Genomic DNA, 22230 nt, shown 5'->3' with positions numbered 1-22230 from the left:
TCCCTTCCTTCTAAAACAAACTGATTTGTCTCGGTGCGAGTTCATACTCGAGGCCAAGGATCTCAATGAGTCGCTTCGCATTCGGTGCCGCATCCCCGGCCGAGTTGTTGTTAAAGTATACATACACATCTTTCGCTTCACGGTCAATCTCACGAAGTGAGGTCGCCAATTCTTGCAATTCTTCCTCGCTATACCGGTACAGACAGCGAACATGCCGCCATTCTTGACTCGTCATTCCAGGTTTTTTGAGCCATCCTGACGTATTGCGTCCATGCAATCGAACGACCGCAACATCAGGATGTGTCACGACCGGTACGAACGGGATGCTGCTCTCTTTCGTTTGCGGTTCATCGCAAATCGTGTTGATGAACCGCTGCTCCTTCAAAAATTGAAGCGTCCGGTCCCGGAACGCTTCTGAGAACCAGGTCGGATTGCGAAACTCGATGGCAATCTCGTAATCTGACAGCTCGGCACGAAGCGTTCTCAAATAATCCAGGTGTGGCTTTGACACATCGAACCACGGCGGCAATTGAACGAGCACAGCCCTTAATTTCCCCGCTCGTTTTAACGGATCGACCGAGACGCGATAACGCTCAAACAGTTCAATCAAAGGCGTTTTCGGCTCACGATCATGTCCGCTCATTTCCCTGGAAACTTTCACAACGAATTGAAAACGATCCGGTGTTTCCCCATCCCATTTTTCGAAATTTTTCACCGGTTGAATCGCATAGAAGGTCGAGTCGACTTCAACAGTCGGAAAATGTCCCGCATATGTCGATAATTTATGTTTTCGTTCTTCTGGGGTCGTATACAGCAAATCGTGGTCACCCCATCCGGTCACACCTACATAGATCATAGCGTCCTCCTTTACGATTCTGAAATGGCGGCCGCTTTCCGTTTCGACCAGTTCCATGTGCCCATGTATGTGACGAGCAATAGGACGAGTCCCATCATGAACGGATAGCGCATATCAATATCAAAGGCGATTCCCGCCAATGTCGGCCCTAAAATATTCCCAATACTCATATAAGCGTTGTTCATCCCCATGGCAAGACCTTGCTCGTTTCCTGCAAGTTTCGACACGAGCGTGTTCAACACCGGTCGTAAAATAGATGTCGATAAGAAAATCACGAGTGTCACTGCGAAGAAGAGCATATACGTACCAGCGAACAAAGATAACAAGAAGCCGAATGAGGCGAGCGCGATGAAAGCAAGTACGACCTTGGTCTCACCCAACCATTCGACGAGACGGTCCACCGCAAACAATTGAACGATAACACTCACAATCCCTGTTCCGGTTACCATGATGGCAATTTCCTGTGGTGTCGCACTGAACATCTCGCTGACATAGAGTCCGAGTACCGATTCATACGCCATCAGACCAAACGCCATGACGAGGTTGATGACCAATACGAAGAAGTATGGTTTTCGCGTCGACATGACCAGCTGTGTCGGTAAAGATTCTTTTATTTTTGGTGCCACGTACGGAGCACGGTCCGGCTCCTTAAGAAGGAGTACAGACGAAATGACAGCGACGAACGATACAATCGCTGAAACGAGCAACGGTGTCTTCAAGCCGAATTCAGCAAAAAAGCCCCCAATCCCTGGTCCGACCACAATTCCAAGCGACATTGCCGCGGAAATATAACTGTTCCCTCGAGCTCGTTGCTCGAGTGTCGTGATATCTGCCACATAAGCGAAGATGGCAGGAATCAAAAGCGCTGCACCAACACCCCCGATGGCACGAGAGATGAGAAGAATCGTCAAATTATCTGATAGATAGAAGACTCCCATCGAGATGGTGAATCCAATCAGACCGAGAATGATCATGAGTCGGCGCCCGTAGACGTCTGCCCATTTCCCGGCAATCGGTGACATGACGAGCTGGGCACCCGCAAATACGGAAATCATGAGTCCGGCGGCTGTCCCTCCCTCGCCAATCATCTTTAAGTAATCCGGAATAATCGGGATGATAATCCCAAACCCGGCGACGGCGATAAACATGTTCAACATGAGAATCGCCAATTGATTTTTTTGTTTTGTCGTCAACGCATGTCACTCCCTTTTCATCTTTCCATTTTACTGTTTGAGTTCACATCCAGGCAAACAATTAAGACAGAAAAAACCCATCCTTGACCAAAGGATGGGCGAGACTTATGAGATGCGTGATTGAGCGAGTGATTCTTGTGACGTTCCCTTCGGAAGAAGAAGCGTGATCGCATAGACGATCATCGTCGGAACTGCCCAGGCAAGTCCGATATCCGCCATTGGTAAGTTTCCAATCCAAGAAGTAACCGCAGAAGGCTGGATGCCGTTCCACGTTTCAAAGAACGAGAGAACGAGCGCCGTATAAATTGTCGCTTTCATCGCCACACCAGGGTTTCGTTGAAGACGTTCCGTCACCGATACGAGCACGAGTGCGATCATGACCGGATAGAGGAGCGTGAGCAGCGGCACGGCGATTTGAATCAACGAACTCAAACCGACGAGTGAGATCATGAATCCAAACAACGTTGTCGCGATGACGACATGATGATATTTGAGAGAATCAAACTGGTTGCTGATGAAGCGTGAGAACTCTGAGATGAGGCCAACTGCTGTCGTCAAACAAGCGAGGAAGACCGCTAATCCGAGTGCGAGCATTCCGACTTGTCCGTAAGACGTACCTGCGAACGCTTGGAGAAGGCTTGCGCCACTCGTCGTTCCTTCTGCGACTGTCATATTCGCACCGATTGAAGCGAGCGAGATATAGACGAGCATCAAACAGGTAACGGCCACCATGCCTGCAGAGCGAAGAAGCGAAGACGCTTCTTTTTGGTCACTCAATCCATTAGCTTTCAACGTGACGAGGACAATTGCCCCAAAGACGAGGGCCCCGAATACATCCATTGTCAAATAGCCTTGTTGGAAACCTTGGCCGAGTGCACCCACCCATGTCTCAAATCCTTCCGCTGGAGCTCCCGGTTCCCCGAGAGGCGAGATGAGGTTTGTGATTCCAATCGCTACAAGCAAGAACAAGAGGATTGGTGTGATGATGCGCCCGATGACTTCAATCAACTTTTGAGCACGAAGCGTCAAGAAGAACGTCAACCCGAAAAAGACGGTCGAACTCATCGCGAGTGTCAAAGTAGAGGGAGCATCGAGAAACGGGACGAGTCCCATTTCATACGTGACGGCAGCCGTACGCGGAATTCCGAAGAATGGTCCGATGGCTACATACATCAATCCTGTCAAGATAAGCGCGAGACGCTTTGGAATATAACGAGCAATTTGGTCTGTCCCACCGCCGACCCGAGCGACTGCGAACAAAGCAAGAAGCGGTAAACCGACACCCGTAATGACGAACCCGATCATCGCCGGTACGAGGTTTTCCCCCGCCAAGGCGCCGAGCTCTGGTGGGAACAGTAAGTTCCCGGCCCCAAAGAATAAAGCAAAAATCGTAAACGCTAACGGGAACAATGTCGATTTTTTCATACAACTACCTCCATACACTTGATATTCCGAACGACTTAACAAAAAAATAATAACTAAATTTTCTGACAATATATCGCTTGGTCTATTTCATTATACACACTTCCTATCGTTTGACCACCCTATCTCCAAAATTCGAGGTTTAATTTTTTGAAATGTAGATTTCACAAAAAAATCTCCCTTTCATATGCAGGGAGATGTAAGCGGTTAATAGCGTATGTCGAACGAGCGAAATTCCTGATCGTTCGCTTCCGTCTCTTCGATTCGTTCGACACCGACAAAGCGATTGCCATCTTTCAACGTCTGCTCGAAGGCGTCGATTTCTTGCTCGGTTCCTTCCGCATGTAGCTCGACTGTCCCGTCACTTAGATTGCGAACCCATCCTTTGATGCCGAATCGTTGCGCGGTCTCCTGTGAAAAATATCGAAACCCCACGCCTTGGACACGTCCAGATACAATCAAACGTTTAGCAACTCTCATTCTATTTTCCTCCTTTATTTTGTCAAAGATGTTTAGAGGTCCTTACTTTAGGAAACAGTATTTAAGTAAAATAATGGAATTGGAGTGGTTGTATGAATGAATTTATTACTCTTGTCACGAACGTTTCCGACTGGCTTTGGGGCGTACCGATTATCTCGTTACTCGTTTTATCCGGTATCTTCCTCACCATCAAGCTCGGTTTCTTTCAGTTTCGTTACCCCATCTACATATTCAAGCAAACATTCGGCAGCATTTTCAAAAAGCCGAAAGGTGAAGGCGACATCAGTCCGAGACAAGCGTTGACGTCAGCCCTCTCTTCAACAGTCGGGGCCGCGAACATCATCGGTGTACCTGCAGCGATCATGTTCGGGGGACCGGGTGCCATCTTCTGGATGTGGGTCATCGCTATCATCGGCATGGCCATCAAGTTCTCAGAGAGCGTACTGGCCGTGCACTATCGTGAGAAGAATGATGCCGGCGAATTTGTCGGGGGACCGGTCTACTACATATCAAAAGGACTTCGTTGGAGGTGGCTCGCGACGTGGTTCGCCTTCGCCCTCATGATCGAACTCATTCCGAGTATCATGGTACAAGGAAACGCTGTCAGCTCGGCAGTCCGTGAGACGTTCAATGGGAACACGCTCATCACGGGGATTGTCGTCGCTATTCTTGTGGGCATCATAGTCTTTGGTGGACTGAAGCGCATCGCGAAAGTCACGGAGATCGTCGTCCCTGGCATGGCACTCGTCTATGTCGGAGCCGGACTCGTCATCGTCTTGATGAACTTCTCTGAGATTCCAAACGTTCTCAGTCTCATCTTCTCTTATGCATTCGAGCCGATGGCCGCGTTCGGTGGGTTTGCCGGTGCCGCCGTTGCTGAGACGATTCGTTGGGGCTTCGCCCGTGGACTCTATTCAAATGAAGCCGGTCTTGGAACGGCACCGATTGCCCACGCCGCGGCACAGACGGACCATCCGGTGCGCCAAGGGTTCTGGGCCGTCATCGGGATCGTCATCGATACGCTCATCATTTGTAGCACGACCGCATTCGTCGTCTTGTCTTCAGGTGTCTGGACGGCAGACGGAGCGATGGATGACCCAGCAGCGTTGACGACGATTGCTTTCAATGAATACTTCGGTTACACGGGAAGCTTACTCGTCACCATCTCGCTCATCTTCTTCGTCCTCTCGACCATTATCGTCATCATCTTTTACGGCTCGCGACAAGCCGAGTACTTATTCGGTTTGACGGCAGGAAAAATCATGAAGGCCGTTTATATCGTCTCGATTGTCATCGGTTCGATTGGAGGCGCTCAGATGATTTGGAACTTCCTAGACTTGATGCTAGCGATGATCCTTATCCCGAATATGATTGCCGTCTTGCTTCTAAGTGGTGAAGTGAAACGATTGACAACCGAGTTCTTCACATCCGAGAAGTATTACAAGAAAGATATCGCCGAAGAAGAGGCGTCTTAACCAACAATCCGACTGCATATGCAGTCGGATCTTTTTTAGGATGCGGGCTCGACTTTCTCAATCCCTGCTTTGATAGTTTGTACCGAGGCGTCAAACTTCTGTTGTTCTTCGTTCGTCAATTCAATCTCGATGATCTTACGAATGCCGCTTCGGTCAATCAAGGCCGGTACGCCAATATGCACGTCACTCGCCCCGTACTCGCCGTCTAGGTGAGCGCCAATCGTCACGACGGAGTTTTCATTTCGGACGATGGCCCGGATGATGCGAAGCAAGCCTACCCCAATCGCATAATATGCGGCGTTCTTATGCTCGATGATCTGGTAAGCAGCGTCGCGTACGTCCGCATAGATCGCTTCTAAGTCTTCGAACTGATATTTCTCGTTCTCCGCCAATAGTTCATCGATACTCTTCCCATAGATGCGTGCGTTGTTCCATGCGACAAAGCCCGTATCCCCATGTTCACCCATATAGTAGGCGTGGCAGTTTCGTGGCGATAGTTCGAAATAGTCTCCAAGTTTGTAACGGAGTCGTGCTGTATCGAGGACCGTCCCTGAACCGATGACGCGTTCTTTTGGTAAACCCGATGCTTTCCAGGCGACGTGTGCCATCACATCGACCGGGTTCGTCGCGACGACTAAAATGCCGTCGAACCCGCTCTTCATCAAGTCTTCGGTCACGGTGCGGACGACCTTGGCGTTTTGCTCGACGAGGTCCATCCGTGTCTGCCCAAGTTTTTGTGCGGCTCCTGCCGTGATGACGACGATATCTGCGTCTTTACAATCCGAGTAGTCGCCTGCCCAAATCCGGACCGGTGTCGGAGCGAATGAGATCCCATGATTGAGGTCCATCGCCTCTCCTTCTGCCTTGGCATGATTCGAGTCGATCAGGACGAGCTCCTCGCAAAGCGCAGCCGTGGATAATTGGTAAGCAAAACTGACCCCGACCCAACCGGCACCGATGACGGCGATGCGAGTGATATCTTTCGGGTCAATATCATCTTTATGCGGAATACGTGTCATGTAAAACCTTCCTTTCTATGATTCATTCTCTTTTTTAGCATACCCGACTCTTCCATCTTTAACGACAAAAGCTGCATGAAAAATACGTGATTCCGTTATATATCTTATTTCGATTCAAAGATTCCGGTATTCCGGACATAACCGAAAATCTGAATTGTCTCACTTTCCAAGATGAACGGAATTTTTTCTCTTTCCAAAATCGAAATGAGTTCAGTGGACAGATCACAAACATCTGGGTCAAGAATCACTCCCTTATAGAGCAGTACGCTTGGTCGCAAACGAATCCATTCGATGGACCGTAAAGGGGACTCCAGCCAGATTTCATCCCACTCTCCCCACAATATTTCATACTCGGACAACGAGTCGCTAGGAAACAACGTATCCTCCCCTAAGTATTTTATTTGATATGGCGGCGCATAAGTCAACTCTTCAGAGACAGCTCGATTGAGACGCTTCCATTTTGTCTCGTTCATCACCGATGTCAATTGTTGTCTCTCTATGTATTGAAGTTCTTCTCGTCGATTCAAGCTGTTGAACCTCCTATCATAAGTTCTAATTTTTCAATCGTTCGTAACACGTCTTTACGGTTCTGCTTGCTTTTCATCCAAGCGGGTAATCGACTTTCGAGACTACGGTTCGTTCCCTCGCTCGTCCGAATCTTCGCGTCAATATAATCCTTAATATAGTTGAGGTGTTCACGGTTGTAAGCCCATAACACATGACCAGAACATCCTGTTTGTAAAAATAGCGGCAATCCAAAATAAACATCGACAGCTTCTCCGACGTATTTCGAACCGCTCTCCTTTGTTTGCAAATGACCGCAATGAAGACAGCTTAGGCGTACCTCATCATTCCTCTCCCACACATCAGCCTGTCTCCCGCAACTCGGGCAAATAACAAGCATGGGATTCATAAATGAATATATGTCTCGGCCCTCTAATAAAAATCGATGGGTCACGTTATCGCCTCCTTATTTCATTATACAAAAAACCAGCGAAGCAAAGCTCCGCTGGTTTTGAAGTCACGATTATCCAATCGAACCTTCCATCTCGAACTTGATGAGACGGTTCATTTCGACCGCATATTCCATTGGTAATTCTTTTGTGAATGGCTCGATGAAGCCCATTACGATCATTTCTGTCGCTTCTTCTTCCGAGATTCCACGGCTCATGAGGTAGAAGAGTTGCTCTTCTGACACTTTTGAGACTTTCGCTTCGTGCTCGAGTGACACTTGGTCGTTCAAGATTTCGTTGTACGGGATTGTATCTGACGTCGACTCGTTGTCCATGATGAGCGTGTCACACTCGATGTTCGAGCGCGCGCCCTTCGCCTTACGGCCAAAGTGGACGATTCCACGATACGATACTTTTCCGCCTTGTTTCGAAATCGATTTCGAGACGATAGACGACGACGTGTTTGGTGCGAGGTGAATCATTTTAGCGCCAGCGTCTTGGTGCTGTCCTTTACCAGCGAGGGCGATTGAGAGTGTCATCCCACGTGCGCCTTCCCCTTTCAAGATGACAGCTGGGTATTTCATTGTGAGTTTCGATCCGATGTTTCCATCGATCCACTCCATCGATCCACCCGCTTCACAGACTGCACGTTTCGTTACCAAGTTGTAGACGTTGTTCGCCCAGTTTTGGATCGTCGTGTAACGGCAATATGCATCTTTGTTGACGAAGATCTCAACGACCGCTGAGTGAAGCGAGTTCGTTGTGTAGACCGGTGCCGTACATCCTTCGACGTAATGAACCGATGCGCCTTCGTCGACGATGATGAGCGTACGCTCGAACTGACCCATGTTTTCCGAGTTGATGCGGAAATAGGCTTGGAGCGGTTGCTCGAGTTTCACGCCTTTTGGTACGTAGATGAACGAGCCACCCGACCAAACTGCTGAGTTGAGGGCCGCAAACTTGTTGTCCGTCGGCGGAATCAACTTCCCGAAGTACTCTTTGAAGATCTCTTCGTCTTCTTTGAGGGCTGTGTCTGTATCTTTGAAGATGACACCTTTCGCTTCGAAGTCTTCTTGCATGCTATGGTAGACAACCTCAGACTCATACTGAGCCGAGACACCTGCCAAGTATTTTTGCTCTGCTTCTGGGATACCGAGCTTGTCAAACGTACGTTTGATTTCTTCTGGTACCTCGTCCCATGAGCGTTCTGTCTTTTCAGATGGTTTGACATAGTACGTGATTTCGTCGAAATCAAGTGCCGAGAGGTCTCCGCCCCATGTCGGCATCGCCATCTTGTTGAAGTGATCCAACGACTTCAAACGGAAGTCGAGCATCCATTGTGGCTCTTCTTTCATGCGCGAGATCGTCTCTACGATTTCTGTCGTCAAGCCACGGCCTGAACGGAAAATCGAAACGTCCCGATCATGGAAGCCGTATTTATAATCGCCAATTTCCGGCATGTTCTTTGCCATATCGGTCTCCTCCTTCTCCTTACGCGTCCTCGTCTACTCCTTTTTCAAGCGCCTTCCACGCGAGCGTGGCACACTTGATTCGAGCCGGGAATTTCGATACGCCTGAGAGCGCCTCGATATCACCGAGGTCAAACGTATCCGTGTCGTACTCTTTTCCTTGAACCATTTCAGAGAAGATGTTGGCGAGTTGAAGCGCCTCTTCTACTGTTTTTCCTTTGACGATTTGGGTCATCATCGATGCCGAGGCGAGACTGATTGAGCAGCCTTCCCCTTCAAACTTCGCATCTTTGACGATGTCGTCTTCGACCTGTAGTTGAAGACGAAGCGAATCCCCACACGTCGGGTTGTTCAAGTCCACCGTCACGCCATCTTCGATGACGCCACGGTTTCTCGGGTTTTTATAGTGATCCATGATGACCTGGCGGTACAACATGTCGAGATTATTAAAACTCATAATTGAAATACTCCTTCGTTTGACGTAATCCCTCGATGAAGCGGTCGACTTCTTCTTTTGTGTTATACAAATAGAAGCTCGCCCGTGCCGTCGATGATTGCTTCAAAAGACGCATGAGTGGTTGTGCACAGTGATGACCGGCACGAACCGCGATACCTTGCATATCGAGCACAGTCGCGAGGTCGTGAGCATGAACGTCCTTCAAGTTGAACGTGACGAGACCGACGCGATCTTCAGGACCGTAAATCTCGATCCCTTCAATCGTTTTCATCTGCTCGATTGCGTAAGACGCGAGTTCACGTTCGTGTGCTTCGACGTTTTCAAGACCGATTTCTTCTAAGAAATCGATGGCTGCCGCAAGTCCGACCGCTCCGGCGATAATTGGTGTTCCCGCTTCGAAACGGTACGGGATGTCTTTCCACGTCGATTCATATAAATCGACATAGTCAATCATCTCGCCACCGAACTCGACCGGCTCCATGTTTTTGAGGAGTTGCTTCTTCCCATATAAGACACCGATCCCAGTCGGTCCGAGCATCTTATGTCCAGAAAAGGCGAGGAAGTCACAGTCGAGTGCTTGGACGTCAAGTTTTCGGTGCGGTGCACTTTGCGCGGCATCGACGACCATGACAGCACCTTTCTCATGCGCGAGTCGAGCGACTTCGGCAATCGGGTTAATCGTCCCGAGTACGTTCGAGACGTGGCTCATCGCGACGATTTTCGTCCGGTCTGATAACACCGCTTGAACGGCATCGAGTGTGACACGTCCGTCCGGCGTGAGCTCGACGTAACGAAGTGTCGCGCCTTTTCGCTTGGCGAGTTGTTGCCATGGGATTAAGTTCGCATGATGTTCCATCGGAGTGAGGACGATCTCGTCGCCTTCACCGACATTCGCATCTCCGTAGCTCGATGCGACCAAGTTGATGGCCGTCGTCGTTCCACGAGTGAAAATGATTTCTTCAGGAACCGCCGCATGGATGAATGAGCGGACGCGTTCGCGTGCCCCTTCATACGCATCCGTCGCTTGCGTCCCGAGCGTATGGACGCCACGATGCACGTTCGAATGGTTGCGACGATAATAGTCCTCGATCGCCTCGATGACAGCGAGCGGCTTTTGTGAGCTCGCTGCGCTATCAAGATAAACGAGCGGGTGTCCATTGATTTCCTGATCTAAAATCGGAAACTGTTCACGAATCGAGGCGTTCAACATCTTAACGTACTTTCCCTTCGATGACTTCGCGGAGACGGTCTTTGACCGAATCGATTGCGAGTTCTTCGACGACAGGCGTCAAGAATCCGTGGATGATTAAACGCTCTGCCTCTTGGCGAGACAAACCACGGCTCATCAAGTAGTACAATTGAACATCATCGACACGACCGACAGACGCTGCGTGACCTGCCATAACGTCATCTTCATCGATAAGAAGAATCGGGTTGGCATCCCCACGTGCTTTTTCAGAGAGCATCAAGACGCGCTCTGTTTGTACACCGTTCGATTTTGACGCACCGTGGTGAATCATCGATGTCCCGCTGAAGATTGCAGTGGCTGCGTCTTTTTGGACACCGTGAATCAAGATGAACCCTTCAGATGCTTTCCCGAAGTGGTCGGTACGAATGTTGAAGTTTTGTTTCTGTGCACCGCGACCGATTGTCACAGCTTTTGTATCTGAATACGTGTTGTCGCCGACGAGGTGAGTCTTCGTCTCGACGACCGAGTTCCCGTCGTTCATGTGACCGAGCGCCCAATCGAGGCGACCGTTCGCATAGACGACACCGCGACGGTTCATGAACGTAAGTGCTGATTCAGCGAGCTGATCGACACCACCGAAGACGACTTTCGCGTTCTCTCCAGCGAATACTTCCGTCACGACGTTGACCGTGTGCGGTTCATTCGTGCCAGAAAGGAAGTTTTCGATGTATGTCACTTCACTACCTTCGTCAGCGACGAGGATCGTGTGGTGATAGAGGGCACCGTTCGCCTGTTCCATCGTGAAGATCGCTTGAAGCGGATCTTTCAATTGCGTGTTTTTCGGTACGTAGATGAATGCACCACCGTTTGTGAGGGCAGCATTCAACGCCGAAAGACGTTCTTCATCGATACGTACGCCTTCCGTCATGAAGTATTTCTCAACGAGCTCAGGATGTTGCTCCATCGCTTCTTTGATTCCCATGAACAAAACGCCTTCAGGCATCGACAATTCGTTATAGACGACATGACCGTTGCGTTCAACGAGCACGTTTGTCCGGTGGTCTCCGAGGAGTGATTCGATGTCCGCTGTCAAGCCGTCTTTTTGTTCGAGCTCGACATCTCCCGCTGTGAAGTCCCACTTATCAATCTTAATTTTTTCAACTTTTGGCAAAGCAAGTGTCGGCGCAAGTTCTGCTGCCTCTTTACGACGGTTGACCATCCATGCTGGTCCGCCGAGCGCTTCTGCACGTGCCGACAACGCTTGTGCATCCAATTCAAATTGTACGGTCATCGTACAGCCTCCTTACGCTTCTGTGTCTACTGTCATTCCGAGTTCTTGCTTCACCCAGTCGTAACCTTCTGCCTCGAGTCGCTGTGCGAGCTCTTTACCACCAGACATGACGATTTTCCCGTCCATCATGATGTGTACGAAGTCTGGCTCAATATAGTTGAGGAGACGTTGGTAGTGCGTGATGATCAAGCAGCCGAACTCTTCTGAACGCATTTCGTTTACGCCTTTGGCAACGACTTTAAGGGCATCGATATCAAGACCTGAGTCGATTTCATCCAAGATGGCGATGTTCGGTTGAATCATCATCATTTGAAGAATTTCGTTACGCTTCTTCTCACCGCCTGAGAATCCTTCGTTTAAATAACGGTGTGCCATTTCTGAAGGGATTTCGAGAAGCTCCATCTTCGCATCGAGTTCACGGATGAACTTCATGAGCGAGATTTCTTGACCTTCTTCACGACGTGAGTTGATTGCCGAACGCAAGAAGTCCGCGTTTGTGACACCACTGATTTCAGCCGGGTACTGCATCGCAAGGAACATCCCTGCTTGTGCGCGCTCGTCGACTTCCATCTCGAGGACATCTTCGCCGTTTAATTCGACGCTTCCCCCAGTGACCTCATAAAGTGGATGACCCATGAGTGCTGATGCGAGTGTTGATTTACCAGTCCCGTTAGGACCCATGATGGCATGAATTTCGCCACCTTTAATTTCTAGGTTAAGACCTTTGACAATCTCTTTTCCTTCGATTGAGACGCGGAGGTCATCAATTTTCATTTGTGGTACGTTAGACATTCGGATACCCCTTCCGTATTTTCTCGCCATAGTGAATGGCGTAGATTAGATATATTCTAATCTTAGACTAGTCATTTTTTTATTTCAAGCGACTCACCTTAGAATTCATTCTCAATAGAATGATAAAAGTTGAGAATGCTAATAGTAGGAAATCAAGACATTATCCGGCATTTTCTTCGACGAGTGCGAGGACTGCTTTCCGCTCTCGTACGGCAGCCGCGAAGAAAAAGGCACCGCACCCCGTCAAGAGCGCCAAACTTCCGAATACAGGAAGCGATGACTGACCGAATGTATCGAGTAATACACCCCCGATAATCGGTCCGATTGTCTGTCCGAGTGACGTCAATCCCATCGCCCCGAAATACGTCCCCCGTAAATGTTCCGGCGCGAGTTCATCTGTCAAGACGTCCGTCATCGTGAACATCAACACCTCACCGACGGTAAAGATGGCCATCGCGACAAAGAGTACCCATTCGACCGTCGCAAATCCAATAAGCAAAAGTCCGAATGACAAGGTCGAAATCCCGAAAAAGAGTGACTTGATCGGAGAGACACGAATCCCGAAACGCATAATCGGATATTGGACGATGAGAACCGTGATGGCGTTCGTCGTTAATAAGTAGGCGAATAATCTCGAGCCTTCTTCTAATCCATCGCGTAGCGCGATGAATTGCGGGAGCGTCGAATTGAACTGGCTATAACCGATAATCGCGAAGATCATCCCGATGATGACCGCCCGAAACGTTCGGTCATCTCTCAGAACACGAAACGTCTCCGTCAAGCGCGGGCGTGCCTTGATTCCGTCCCCTTCTTCAAACGGATATTTGTAAAACAAGATAGATATAATGATCCCGTATAATATGTAGACAGCCGTCACGACGAAGAATGCAGTCTTCACACCAGTGAGTGATAAAACGACAGCTAAGAGTGGTCCGATGGCCGCGGCGATATTAATCATGAAGTAACGGACATTATAGACGATGACTCGCTGATCTGCCTGCGTCGTATCACTGATGAGTGCACGCGAAGCCGGTTCTAGGAATGATCGCGACATCCCCATCAACATCGATAGCATGTAAAACCAAAACAGTTCCGTCGCAAGTGCGAGACCAGCGAACGTGACGGCATTCAGCACGATCCCAATCAACATGAGCTGTTTTCGTCCATACCGATCAGAGAGTGTCCCCCCAAAGAAGCTCATGAACAGACCTGAAAGTGCCGTCACAGCAAAGATCGTTCCGATCACACTCGCCGAAAAGCCGAGCGTGGCCAGATAGATCGCAAAAAATGGCATGACAAAAAACGTCGCCAGTCGTGCAAAAAACGTCCCGAACAGGACGCCCCACGTCAGTGGATGAATCTGTCTGAGCTTCATCCAAGTCCCCCCTTTTCTTTCATATATGTAGTGTACTTCTCTTTATGAAAGAACACTAGACAAAAAAAGACCCAGGAGGAAGACTCCTGAGTCGAGATGACTTATTGTTTGACCGGTACGACCGCACCTTTGTATTCGTCCAAGATCCACTGTTGTGTCTCTTCAGACGTCAATACTTCGAGGAGTGCCTTGACGCGCTCGTCTTCTTCGTCCCCTTCACGCGTGACGATCAAGTTGACGTATGGTGAGTCTTCCCCTTCGAGTGCAATCGCATCTTCGAGTGGGTTGAGACCTGCATCGATTGCATAGTTCGTGTTGATGAGGACCGCATCGCCTTCTCCGTTGTCGTAAGCCGTCGGAAGAAGTGCTGCTTCCACGTCCGTCTTGAATTTCAAGTCTTTCGGGTTGTCGACGATGTCAGCGACCGTCGCATCGACCGTTTTGCCTTCCGCAAGCGTGATGAGACCTTCTGACTGGAGCATCGTAAGGATTCGTCCGTGGTCAGCGACCGATGAGCTCATGATGATTTCCGCACCTTCAGGAAGCTCGTCGAGCGATTTGTATTTTTGTGAGTAGACACCGATTGGCTCGATGTGGACGCCACCCGCTGATGCGAATTTGTAGTCTTTGTTTTCAGCCATTTGTGACTTGAGGTATGGTTCGTGTTGGAAGTAGTTCGCATCGAGTTCTCCACTTGCGAGCGTCTTGTTCGGAAGCACGTAGTCTTGGAACTTCTTGATTTCGAGTTTATAGCCCTTTGCTTCATATTCTTCTTGTACGTGCTCTAAAATCTCAGCGTGCGGTACGTTTGACGCACCGACGATCAATGTTTTGTCATCGCCAGAACCTGTTTCTGCCTCTTCCCCGCCGCAAGCCGCGAGAACTGTGAATGCTGATAATGCCGTCAATCCGAGTACTGTTTTCCAAGTTTTCATAATGAATCCCTCCAAATAGTATATGTGTGATTATGCTGAACGTTTATCAATTTTCGTGACGAGTCGGTCACCGATGAATTGGATGACGAACACGATGATCAAGATGAGCACCGTCGCCACGAACGTGACGTCGTTTTGTGAGCGTTGGAATCCTTCCAAGAAAGCCAAGTTCCCGAGTCCGCCGCCCCCAACGACCCCCGCCATTGCCGTATAACCGACGATGGCTACGATGGTCACCGTGAGTCCCGACACGATTGCCGGAAGAGCTTCCGGAATCAAGACTTTATAGATGATTTGCCATTTCGTCGCCCCCATCGATTCGGCCGCCTCGATGACCCCACGGTCGACTTCACGAAGCGCAAGTTCGACCATCCGAGCGTAGAACGGTGCCGCTCCGATGATGAGCGCCGGAAGCGCCGCCGTCGAACCGAGCATCGTCCCGAGTAGGAACAACGTGAACGGGATGAGTAAGATAATTAAGATGATGAACGGAATCGAACGGAACACGTTGACGATCGCGCTGACGAAGACGTAAATCGGACGATTCTTCAATAAAAGTGATTCGTTTGTAATGTAGAGAATCAAACCTAAAGCGAGTCCGATCACAAACGTCGCCACACCTGCGACGAGCGTCATGTATAACGTCTCCCAAGTCTGCTCCATCATAATTTGCCAATCTACGTTAGGAAACATCGCTTTCCACCTCCACTTCTACGGATTGCGAACGAATCGACGTGATGGCACGTTCGATTTCACTTGCTTCCCCAATCAGTTGGATGAATAGCGTACCGAGCGCACCGACTTGTGACTGGGTCACGTTCCCGCCGATGATGTTGAATCCGATATCATGCGTCTTGAGGACGTCAGACAAAATCGGTTGTTCTGCCGTCTCGTTCAAGAATTTCAATTTGACGATTTGACCGCTCGGATACCGTTCTTTAAGGTGTTCGAACGTGAGCGACAGATCGTCGACCGCCCCGATTTGCTTGACGAATTCTTTCGTAATCGGTTGCTCCGGATGTTGGAACACGTCCGAGACTTGACCCGTCTCGACGACTTTTCCGGCCTCCATCACGGCGACACGGTGACAAATCTTTTGGATGACGTGCATCTCATGCGTGATGAGGACAATCGTCAATCCGAGCTTTTTATTGATGCTGACGAGCAGTTCGAGAATCGAATCCGTCGTCTTCGGGTCGAGCGCGCTTGTCGCTTCATCACAGAGGAGAACCTCAGGATTGGTAGCGAGCGCGCGGGCAATCCCGACTCGCTGTTTTTGACCGCCCGACAGTTGCGATGGATAGCTATCCTCGCGACCAGCCAAGCCTACGAGTTCGACGAGTTCCTGGACGCGTCGTTTCCGTTCACTTGCCGGAACCCCAATCAGTTCGAGTGGGAAGCTGATGTTTTCTGCGACCGTGCGCGACCACAGAAGATTAAAGTGCTGGAAGACCATCGAGACGTTCTTGCGAACTCCCCGTAGTTCTTTCGGGCTGAGCTTCGTGAGCTCACTCCCGGCGACCTCGATTTCACCGCTTGACGGAGACTCGAGACGGTTGAGCAATCGGATGAGCGTCGACTTCCCCGCCCCCGAATATCCGATTATTCCAAAAATTTCACCGCGATCAATCGTTAGTGACACATCATCGACCGCCTGGACACGACCATTCTTCGTATCGAACCATTTGGCGACGTTTCGTAATTGAATCAATACCTTTCCCTCCTGACAACAAAAAAAGCGCGCACGTTTGAGCAAACGTGCGCACTTTATCGTACGGACAACGATTGCTCTCATCTGTCAAGGTTTCTCACCTTGCTGGAATTAGCACCATTTCGGATTGCTCCGCGGTTGCTGGGCGTCATAGGGCCAGTCCCTCAGCCTCTCTTGATAAGAGTGTTGTGTATTCGATTAGCTTTATCATAGCGACAGCTTTTTCTGCTGTCAAATCCTTTTTTCAAAAAAAAATTAAAAAAAGGTGCCGTCCGAGGACGACACAGAACGTAGCACCTTGAGTCACGGAAGGACAGCCCATAGATGAAAATCTTTTGCCCGTTCAAGATTTACATCCTTATATGGGGGAGATTCACCAATCATCACTCGATCTTAGCTTGGACCGTGCGATTATACGGAACGTCTGTCTTCGCTTGATTTTTTTGGGGGACAATCGAAGGGAAGACTGACGTGTATTCGTATAAAGGTAGCAGCGGCTTCGCCAAAACGTCTTGATATCGGGAATATCGCGTCCTATTTTGTGTTCAAGTAAGATGTTGTAATGAATATACCATTCGTGAACTTTCTGTGTCAACTGATTATTTAAAATTTTCAGATTATTCTAATGTTCCTCTCTCACTTCACGAAAGAGAGGACATGTTGCACATTTTGAAACGCGTACAATCGATCTTGAACCTCGCCATTTTCAAGCTTCAACAGGGCGGGTACGCTCATCACTTGGTAGGCTTCTAGCTCTTTTGGGATATAGTTCGCATCTCGCTTTTCGATTTTAATTTCAGGGTCGACCGCTTCGACGACCGTCAACATTTTTTCCGCCACAGCGCATGTACCACACATCGGGGCGTATATATATAAGAATCCGTCTGTAATCATTCTTCTCACCTCTCTTGTCATTATAAGGGGCGATGGATTCCCATTCAAAAATCGTGCTTTGATGAAATTTCAGAATTTTTCAATGATTCTCTTGACTCTTTCTGGTGAGAGGAATAATATGGGTTCTAACTTTATCGCTTTTGTACATAACAGCAAAGAAGAAGGACAGGTGAATGAATGATGACGGAACCAACAACAGGTACGATGAAACAGTTCACGATGAACGTCTTAAACGGTCTCAGCATGGCGATTCTGATCGCCCTTATCCCGAGCGCACTACTCGGTGAATTAACGAAAGCCATACTTCCGTATTTTCCGTCTCTTCAATTCATATTGGATGCGACGACGATTGCGATGCGGCTTCTGCCAGCCATTATCGGGCTAGCGGTCGCCATGCAGTTCGGACGATCGATTCTCGAAGCCGGGACGATCGCGATTGCAACGTATGTCGGTAGCGGTGCCGTTCGAATCGACGAAGGTGCGTTCGTGATGGCGGGCATCGGGGATGTGATCACAGCCGGTGTGACCGCTGCAATCGCTACACTTCTAGTCATGAAGCTCGCTCCCCACTTGAAGACGTATACGGTCATTGTTATGCCGATGACCATCATTGTCGTCGCAGGAGGCATCGGTACCTTCTTGTTGACGTACATTTCCCAAATCACGACGTATATCGGTCTACTCATCATGACCATGACTGACCTGCAACCGGTCCTCATGGGGATCCTGATCGCCATGGCGTTCTCGCTCATCATCGTTTCGCCGATCTCGACCGTCGGGATTGCGACGGCCATCAGCCTGTCCGGTGTCGCGGCGGGTGCGGCGAACCTCGGAGTCGTTGCAGCCGGATTCGGTCTCGCGATCGCCGGATGGCAGGCGAACGCGACCGGCACATCGATTGCCCATTTCCTCGGTTCTCCGAAGATTCAGATGGCGAACTTTGTCCGACGCCCCATCATGATGCTTCCCATTTTGGCAAATGCGGCGATTCTCGGTGCGCTCGCTGGAATCCTAAAAATTGAGGGAACGCCAATCAGCGCCGGGTTCGGGGTGTCAGGACTCATCGGTCCAGTGAACGCCCTTCATCTCATGCCGGGTGGATTCGCTCTCTTCAACGTCCTGCTCGTCATCGTCTTGTTCGGTCTGATTCCCGTCGCACTCGGAATCTTCTTCTATCGCGTGTTTGAACGGGCGACTCTCGTCAAATCCGATCATTACCGACTCGATTTCGAGTAAAAAAAAGCCGGCTTCTCCATTGGAGAGGCCGGTTTTGATTATCCTTGAATCATCGCTTCGTATTCTTCTGCAGACATGAGCTTGTCGAGGTCTGACTCTTCCGTCAACTCGACTTCGATCATCCATGCGTTTTCAAACGGTGACTCGTTGACGAGTTCTGGAGAATCCGCGAGGTCCTCGTTCACTGCTGTGATGCGACCTGATACTGGTGCATACAACTCAGAGACCGTCTTCACTGATTCGACTGAACCGAATGGCTCGTCGAGCAAAATCGTACCATCGACTTCTGGGAGTTCGACAAACACGATATCCCCTAGTTCGCTTTGTGCGAAATCCGTGATGCCGATGCGGGCTTTCGTTCCGTTTACTTCTACCCACTCATGTTCTTTTGAATAACGTAAATTTGCTGGTACTTTGCTCATCCTAACTTCCCCCTCAAATAAATTAGACTCACATCTGTATTATAGCACTTAGCCCCAAACGTCCGTAAAGGACTTTTCTGAAAATCCGATGGTCGTTTTTTCACCATTTGTGACGATTGGTCGCTTCAAAAGCATACCATTGCTCGCTAATAGCTCAAGTTGTTCGTCTTCTGATAGATTTGGCAGCTTGTCCTTGATGCCTTCGTTCCGATAGACTTGCCCGCTCGTATTGAAGAACTTCTTGAGTGGTAGACCTGATTGTTTCCACAGTTCGGCGAGTTCCGCTTTCGTCGGTGTCGATTCAACGATATGAGCGTATGTATACGCGATGCCTTGGTCCTTCAACCATTTTTCTGCTTTTTTACATGTACTGCATGGTGGATAGCCGTATAGTGTCACCATCTGTTCATCACCTCTATTCTCAATGTAGCATATTCCGAGAAATCAATTCACGTCTCAAGCAACCGTTCAATCTCTCGCTTCATCGTCGGGTTCACTTCGTGCCTCGCTTCAATCAACCGTAAGATCGCCGCTGCCGCCTCGATTGACCTGCCGTATCCTTTTACCCCATCTGACAAGAAGGGAATCATCTCCGGCTGTCTTGACTCGACCCGGCGTGTCGGATTGAACGGATCTCCTTGTCCGCCGAGCGCCTTCAAGACGTTTTGAACGGCCGCGACTTGGACGAGTTCGAATCCGGCGAGCATCTCGCCCCGACGTTCCCGAAGTAAGCCGACATATAGGTTCGTCAACGCCTCTTCATAATAATAATCCGCTGATTCACGTGTGATTTCGAGGCGTGGTGTCGCAAATACTTCGAGCGCCTCGTCCCGTCGCCAGACGACACGTCCTGGCGTATAGGCGATGGTCGCCAGTTCATGCAGTTCAAAGACGGCGAACTCACCATAAATGCCATCTTGATACATGATTTTATGCCCGTCCTTCGTGTTTTGGAACTGATAGTGAAGCGGTTCGACCTCGAGCCAGTCGAGTCGGTCGATAAAGCGCGCCTTCTGCCCATCTTCGACAATCAAAAAGAAATCGAGGTCCGAATACTCATCCAACCGCTCCGTCTCTTGTCCAATCGAACCCAATGCGAGCAGCATGAGCGTCCCGTCCTTTTCGGCAACGGACCGTCCAATGCGTTCCATCCGGTCGAGTAATACATCTCGTTTTGTCATCGTCTCTCCCCCTCGTCTCTATTGTACGTGGCAGAGCTCAAAAAAAGAAAGGGTCGACCGCGTCCGGTCCACCCTTTCTGTCCATTTGATTAGACGATAAACTTGTTCGCTTTGATGAGGCTCGCTGCGACTTCGCGCTTCGTGCCGATCACATTAATCGGTTGATAGCGGCTGAACTTCTTCATTGCCGAGAGAAGCATACGTTGCTCGTCACCAGACGCCGCTGCGTACAACACTTCTTTCGCCATGAGTTCGACTTGCTTGAACACTTGCTCCGCAAAGATTTCTGTGTAGCGGACTTTGAGCGTGTTCTTCTCTTCGCCTGAACGGGCAATCGCTTTGTCTGTACGAGCGATGGCTGCTTCAAGCGCATAGATGGCACTGATCATGTCTGCGATCTTCGCCAAGATTTCTTGTTCGTTTTGAAGGTCTTGTTGATACTTCTGGACAGCTGTACCCGCGACCATCAAGTTGATCTTCTTCATGTTCGAAAGGAGCATCTTCTCGCGAGCGAGTGGTGAGCCGTCCAATTCTTGTGGCATGTAGCTCATGAGCTCTTTTTGAAGTTTTTGCGCTTCTGCGAGGAGCGGCAATTCACCTTTCATCGCTTTCTTGAGGAGCGTACCTGGGACGATCAAACGGTTGATCTCGTTCGTTCCTTCGAAGATGCGGTTGATTCGCGAGTCACGATAGAGGTTCTCGACTTCATATTCTGCCATGAATCCGTATCCACCGTGAATCTGGACCGCTTCGTCGACAACGTAGTCGAACGTTTCAGAAGCGAATACTTTGTTGAGTGAGCATTCGATCGCATATTCTGCGATTGCTTGTGCGACTTTTGATCCGTCGCGCATGTTCTCATCACCGAGTGCGTCCAAGCTGTCCTGGAACAAACCACCTGTACGATAGACTGAACTTTCCATCGCATAGATGTTCGCTGCCATCGTCGCCAATTTCTCTTGGATGAGTGGGAATTGGCTGATCGGTGTCTTGAACTGTTTACGCTCGTTCGCGTATTGAACCGAGAGGTCGAATGCACGTTTTGAAGAACCGACTGCTCCGACTGCGAGTTTGTAACGACCGACGTTCAAGATGTTGAAGGCGATGACGTGACCTTTTCCGATTTCACCGAGAAGGTTGTCGACTGGTACTTCGACGTCTTCAAGGATGAGCGTACGTGTCGACGAGCCCTTGATTCCCATCTTCTGTTCTTCTGCGCCTGTTGAGACTCCTTTGAAGTCACGCTCGACGATGAAGGCACTGAACTTGTCGCCATCGATTTTTGCGTATACGACGAACACGTTCGCGAAGCCGGCGTTTGTGATCCATTGTTTCTCACCGTTCAAGACGTAGTGCGTGCCCGCCTCGTTCAAGACAGCTGTCGTTTTCGCACCGAGGGCGTCAGAACCTGAGCCTGGCTCCGTGAGGGCGTAAGCCGCGATCCATTCACCTGTCGCGAGTTTTGGCAAATACTTGTGTTTTTGCTCTTCTGATCCGAAGAAGACGATTGGAAGCGTCCCGATCCCGACGTGTGCGCCGTAGCTGAGCGCGAACGAACGTGCTTTCGCGAAGCGCTCCGTGATGATCGAAGATGAGATTTTATCGAGTTGGTAACCGCCGTACTCTTCTGGAACGTCTGCTCCGAGAAGACCGAGCTCGCCCGCTTCTTTCAACAATTCGACAGAGAGGTCGAACTCGTGTTTCTCGATGCGCTCGAGGACTGGCATGACGCGGTCATCGACGAATCCTGCCGTCGTGTCCCCAATCATCTTATGCTCATCTGAGAAATCCTCTGGTGTGAAGAGACGCTCTGCGTCGAGTGCGTCAATGACAAAGCTACCGCCTTTAATCAATTCATGTTCTGTACGTTCCATATCCGA

General features: G+C 49.7%; 23 protein-coding genes and 1 riboswitch. Of the genes, 2 read left to right on the top strand and 21 right to left on the bottom strand.

Features of this window, described 5'->3' with window-relative positions; translation table 11 throughout:
* Nucleotides 1–10: 10 nt before the first annotated feature.
* The 4 genes from KNO69_RS03700 to KNO69_RS03685 form a co-directional block, all read right to left on the bottom strand.
* Complete coding sequence (locus KNO69_RS03700) at nt 11–856, bottom strand: DUF72 domain-containing protein (protein WP_214730442.1); 846 nt, start codon at nt 854–856, stop codon at nt 11–13.
* A gap of 11 nt (nt 857–867) precedes the next feature.
* The gene (locus KNO69_RS03695; protein WP_078147265.1) at nt 868–2049 is read right to left on the bottom strand and encodes an MFS transporter; all 1182 of its coding nucleotides are present in this window, start codon (nt 2047–2049) and stop codon (nt 868–870) included.
* A gap of 105 nt (nt 2050–2154) precedes the next feature.
* Nucleotides 2155–3474: a branched-chain amino acid transport system II carrier protein gene (gene brnQ, locus KNO69_RS03690; protein WP_214683908.1), complete on the bottom strand. Its 1320-nt coding sequence runs from the start codon at nt 3472–3474 to the stop codon at nt 2155–2157.
* Between the two features lie 204 nt (nt 3475–3678).
* On the bottom strand, nt 3679–3951 hold the full coding sequence (locus tag KNO69_RS03685) for an acylphosphatase (RefSeq protein ID WP_078147267.1): 273 nt from the start codon (nt 3949–3951) through the stop codon (nt 3679–3681).
* Nucleotides 3952–4043: 92 nt separating this feature from the next.
* Here KNO69_RS03685 and KNO69_RS03680 point away from each other — a divergent pair, with 92 nt between their 5' ends.
* Nucleotides 4044–5426: an alanine/glycine:cation symporter family protein gene (locus KNO69_RS03680; RefSeq protein WP_214683904.1), complete on the top strand. Its 1383-nt coding sequence runs from the start codon at nt 4044–4046 to the stop codon at nt 5424–5426.
* Between the two features lie 35 nt (nt 5427–5461).
* Here KNO69_RS03680 and KNO69_RS03675 read toward each other — a convergent pair whose 3' ends face one another.
* From KNO69_RS03675 to KNO69_RS03615, 13 genes are all read right to left on the bottom strand, one after another.
* On the bottom strand, nt 5462–6445 hold the full coding sequence (locus KNO69_RS03675; protein WP_214683903.1) for an L-lactate dehydrogenase: 984 nt from the start codon (nt 6443–6445) through the stop codon (nt 5462–5464).
* 104 nt (nt 6446–6549) lie between these two features.
* Nucleotides 6550–6972, bottom strand: a complete 423-nt coding sequence (locus KNO69_RS03670) for a DUF6678 family protein (protein ID WP_251025524.1) — start codon at nt 6970–6972, stop codon at nt 6550–6552.
* Nucleotides 6969–7310 carry a hypothetical protein gene (locus KNO69_RS03665; protein WP_214757531.1) on the bottom strand — a complete coding sequence of 114 codons (342 nt, stop codon included), beginning with the start codon at nt 7308–7310 and terminating at the stop codon, nt 6969–6971. The genes KNO69_RS03670 and KNO69_RS03665 overlap by 4 nt, the downstream gene beginning before the upstream one ends.
* Before the next feature lie 162 nt (nt 7311–7472).
* Nucleotides 7473–8870 (bottom strand): Fe-S cluster assembly protein SufB, encoded by a 1398-nt coding sequence (gene sufB / locus KNO69_RS03660; protein ID WP_047795116.1) that lies wholly within the window; start codon nt 8868–8870, stop codon nt 7473–7475.
* A gap of 19 nt (nt 8871–8889) precedes the next feature.
* Nucleotides 8890–9324, bottom strand: coding sequence for a Fe-S cluster assembly sulfur transfer protein SufU (gene sufU / locus KNO69_RS03655; protein WP_026825487.1), 435 nt, complete (start codon nt 9322–9324; stop codon nt 8890–8892).
* Nucleotides 9314–10534, bottom strand: a complete 1221-nt coding sequence (locus KNO69_RS03650) for a cysteine desulfurase (protein ID WP_031422927.1) — start codon at nt 10532–10534, stop codon at nt 9314–9316. Before KNO69_RS03650 ends, sufU begins: the two co-directional genes overlap by 11 nt.
* Nucleotide 10535: 1 nt before the next feature.
* Nucleotides 10536–11804, bottom strand: a complete 1269-nt coding sequence (sufD, locus tag KNO69_RS03645; protein WP_214816149.1) for a Fe-S cluster assembly protein SufD — start codon at nt 11802–11804, stop codon at nt 10536–10538.
* Nucleotides 11805–11816: 12 nt separating this feature from the next.
* Nucleotides 11817–12578, bottom strand: a complete 762-nt coding sequence (sufC, locus tag KNO69_RS03640; protein ID WP_143180266.1) for a Fe-S cluster assembly ATPase SufC — start codon at nt 12576–12578, stop codon at nt 11817–11819.
* A 178-nt stretch (nt 12579–12756) separates the two neighbouring features.
* Nucleotides 12757–13971, bottom strand: coding sequence for an MDR family MFS transporter (locus KNO69_RS03635; protein WP_214757535.1), 1215 nt, complete (start codon nt 13969–13971; stop codon nt 12757–12759).
* Between the two features lie 101 nt (nt 13972–14072).
* Entirely contained in the window at nt 14073–14906 is an 834-nt protein-coding gene (locus KNO69_RS03630) for a MetQ/NlpA family ABC transporter substrate-binding protein (protein WP_214683899.1), read from the bottom strand.
* A 30-nt stretch (nt 14907–14936) separates the two neighbouring features.
* Complete coding sequence (locus tag KNO69_RS03625; RefSeq protein WP_012726857.1) at nt 14937–15599, bottom strand: methionine ABC transporter permease; 663 nt, start codon at nt 15597–15599, stop codon at nt 14937–14939.
* Entirely contained in the window at nt 15589–16617 is a 1029-nt protein-coding gene (locus tag KNO69_RS03620; protein WP_012726858.1) for a methionine ABC transporter ATP-binding protein, read from the bottom strand. Before KNO69_RS03620 ends, KNO69_RS03625 begins: the two co-directional genes overlap by 11 nt.
* A 77-nt stretch (nt 16618–16694) precedes the next feature.
* A riboswitch (SAM riboswitch) is annotated at nt 16695–16801 on the bottom strand.
* Nucleotides 16802–17253: 452 nt separating this feature from the next.
* Nucleotides 17254–17511, bottom strand: a complete 258-nt coding sequence (locus tag KNO69_RS03615) for a thioredoxin family protein (RefSeq protein ID WP_078147274.1) — start codon at nt 17509–17511, stop codon at nt 17254–17256.
* A gap of 180 nt (nt 17512–17691) precedes the next feature.
* On the opposite strand from KNO69_RS03615, the gene KNO69_RS03610 reads away from it, so the two are divergent.
* On the top strand, nt 17692–18747 hold the full coding sequence (locus KNO69_RS03610) for a PTS sugar transporter subunit IIC (RefSeq protein ID WP_251024865.1): 1056 nt from the start codon (nt 17692–17694) through the stop codon (nt 18745–18747).
* A gap of 38 nt (nt 18748–18785) precedes the next feature.
* Here KNO69_RS03610 and gcvH read toward each other — a convergent pair whose 3' ends face one another.
* The 4 genes from gcvH to KNO69_RS03590 all read right to left on the bottom strand — a co-directional run bounded on the left by gcvH (nt 18786) and on the right by KNO69_RS03590 (nt 22224).
* Nucleotides 18786–19169 carry a glycine cleavage system protein GcvH gene (gcvH, locus tag KNO69_RS03605; protein WP_012726861.1) on the bottom strand — a complete coding sequence of 128 codons (384 nt, stop codon included), beginning with the start codon at nt 19167–19169 and terminating at the stop codon, nt 18786–18788.
* 48 nt (nt 19170–19217) lie between these two features.
* Nucleotides 19218–19571 carry an arsenate reductase family protein gene (locus KNO69_RS03600; RefSeq protein WP_214816146.1) on the bottom strand — a complete coding sequence of 118 codons (354 nt, stop codon included), beginning with the start codon at nt 19569–19571 and terminating at the stop codon, nt 19218–19220.
* Between the two features lie 47 nt (nt 19572–19618).
* On the bottom strand, nt 19619–20350 hold the full coding sequence (locus tag KNO69_RS03595; protein WP_214683896.1) for a hypothetical protein: 732 nt from the start codon (nt 20348–20350) through the stop codon (nt 19619–19621).
* An 89-nt stretch (nt 20351–20439) separates the two neighbouring features.
* Nucleotides 20440–22224 carry an acyl-CoA dehydrogenase family protein gene (locus KNO69_RS03590; RefSeq protein WP_214683894.1) on the bottom strand — a complete coding sequence of 595 codons (1785 nt, stop codon included), beginning with the start codon at nt 22222–22224 and terminating at the stop codon, nt 20440–20442.
* Between the last annotated feature and the right edge of the window lie 6 nt (nt 22225–22230).

Origin of the sequence: Exiguobacterium sp. s131, from assembly GCF_018617345.1 — a bacterium.
Taxonomy (GTDB): Bacteria; Bacillota; Bacilli; order Exiguobacteriales; family Exiguobacteriaceae; genus Exiguobacterium; species Exiguobacterium profundum.
This window is presented reverse-complemented; position numbering and strand designations above follow the sequence as displayed.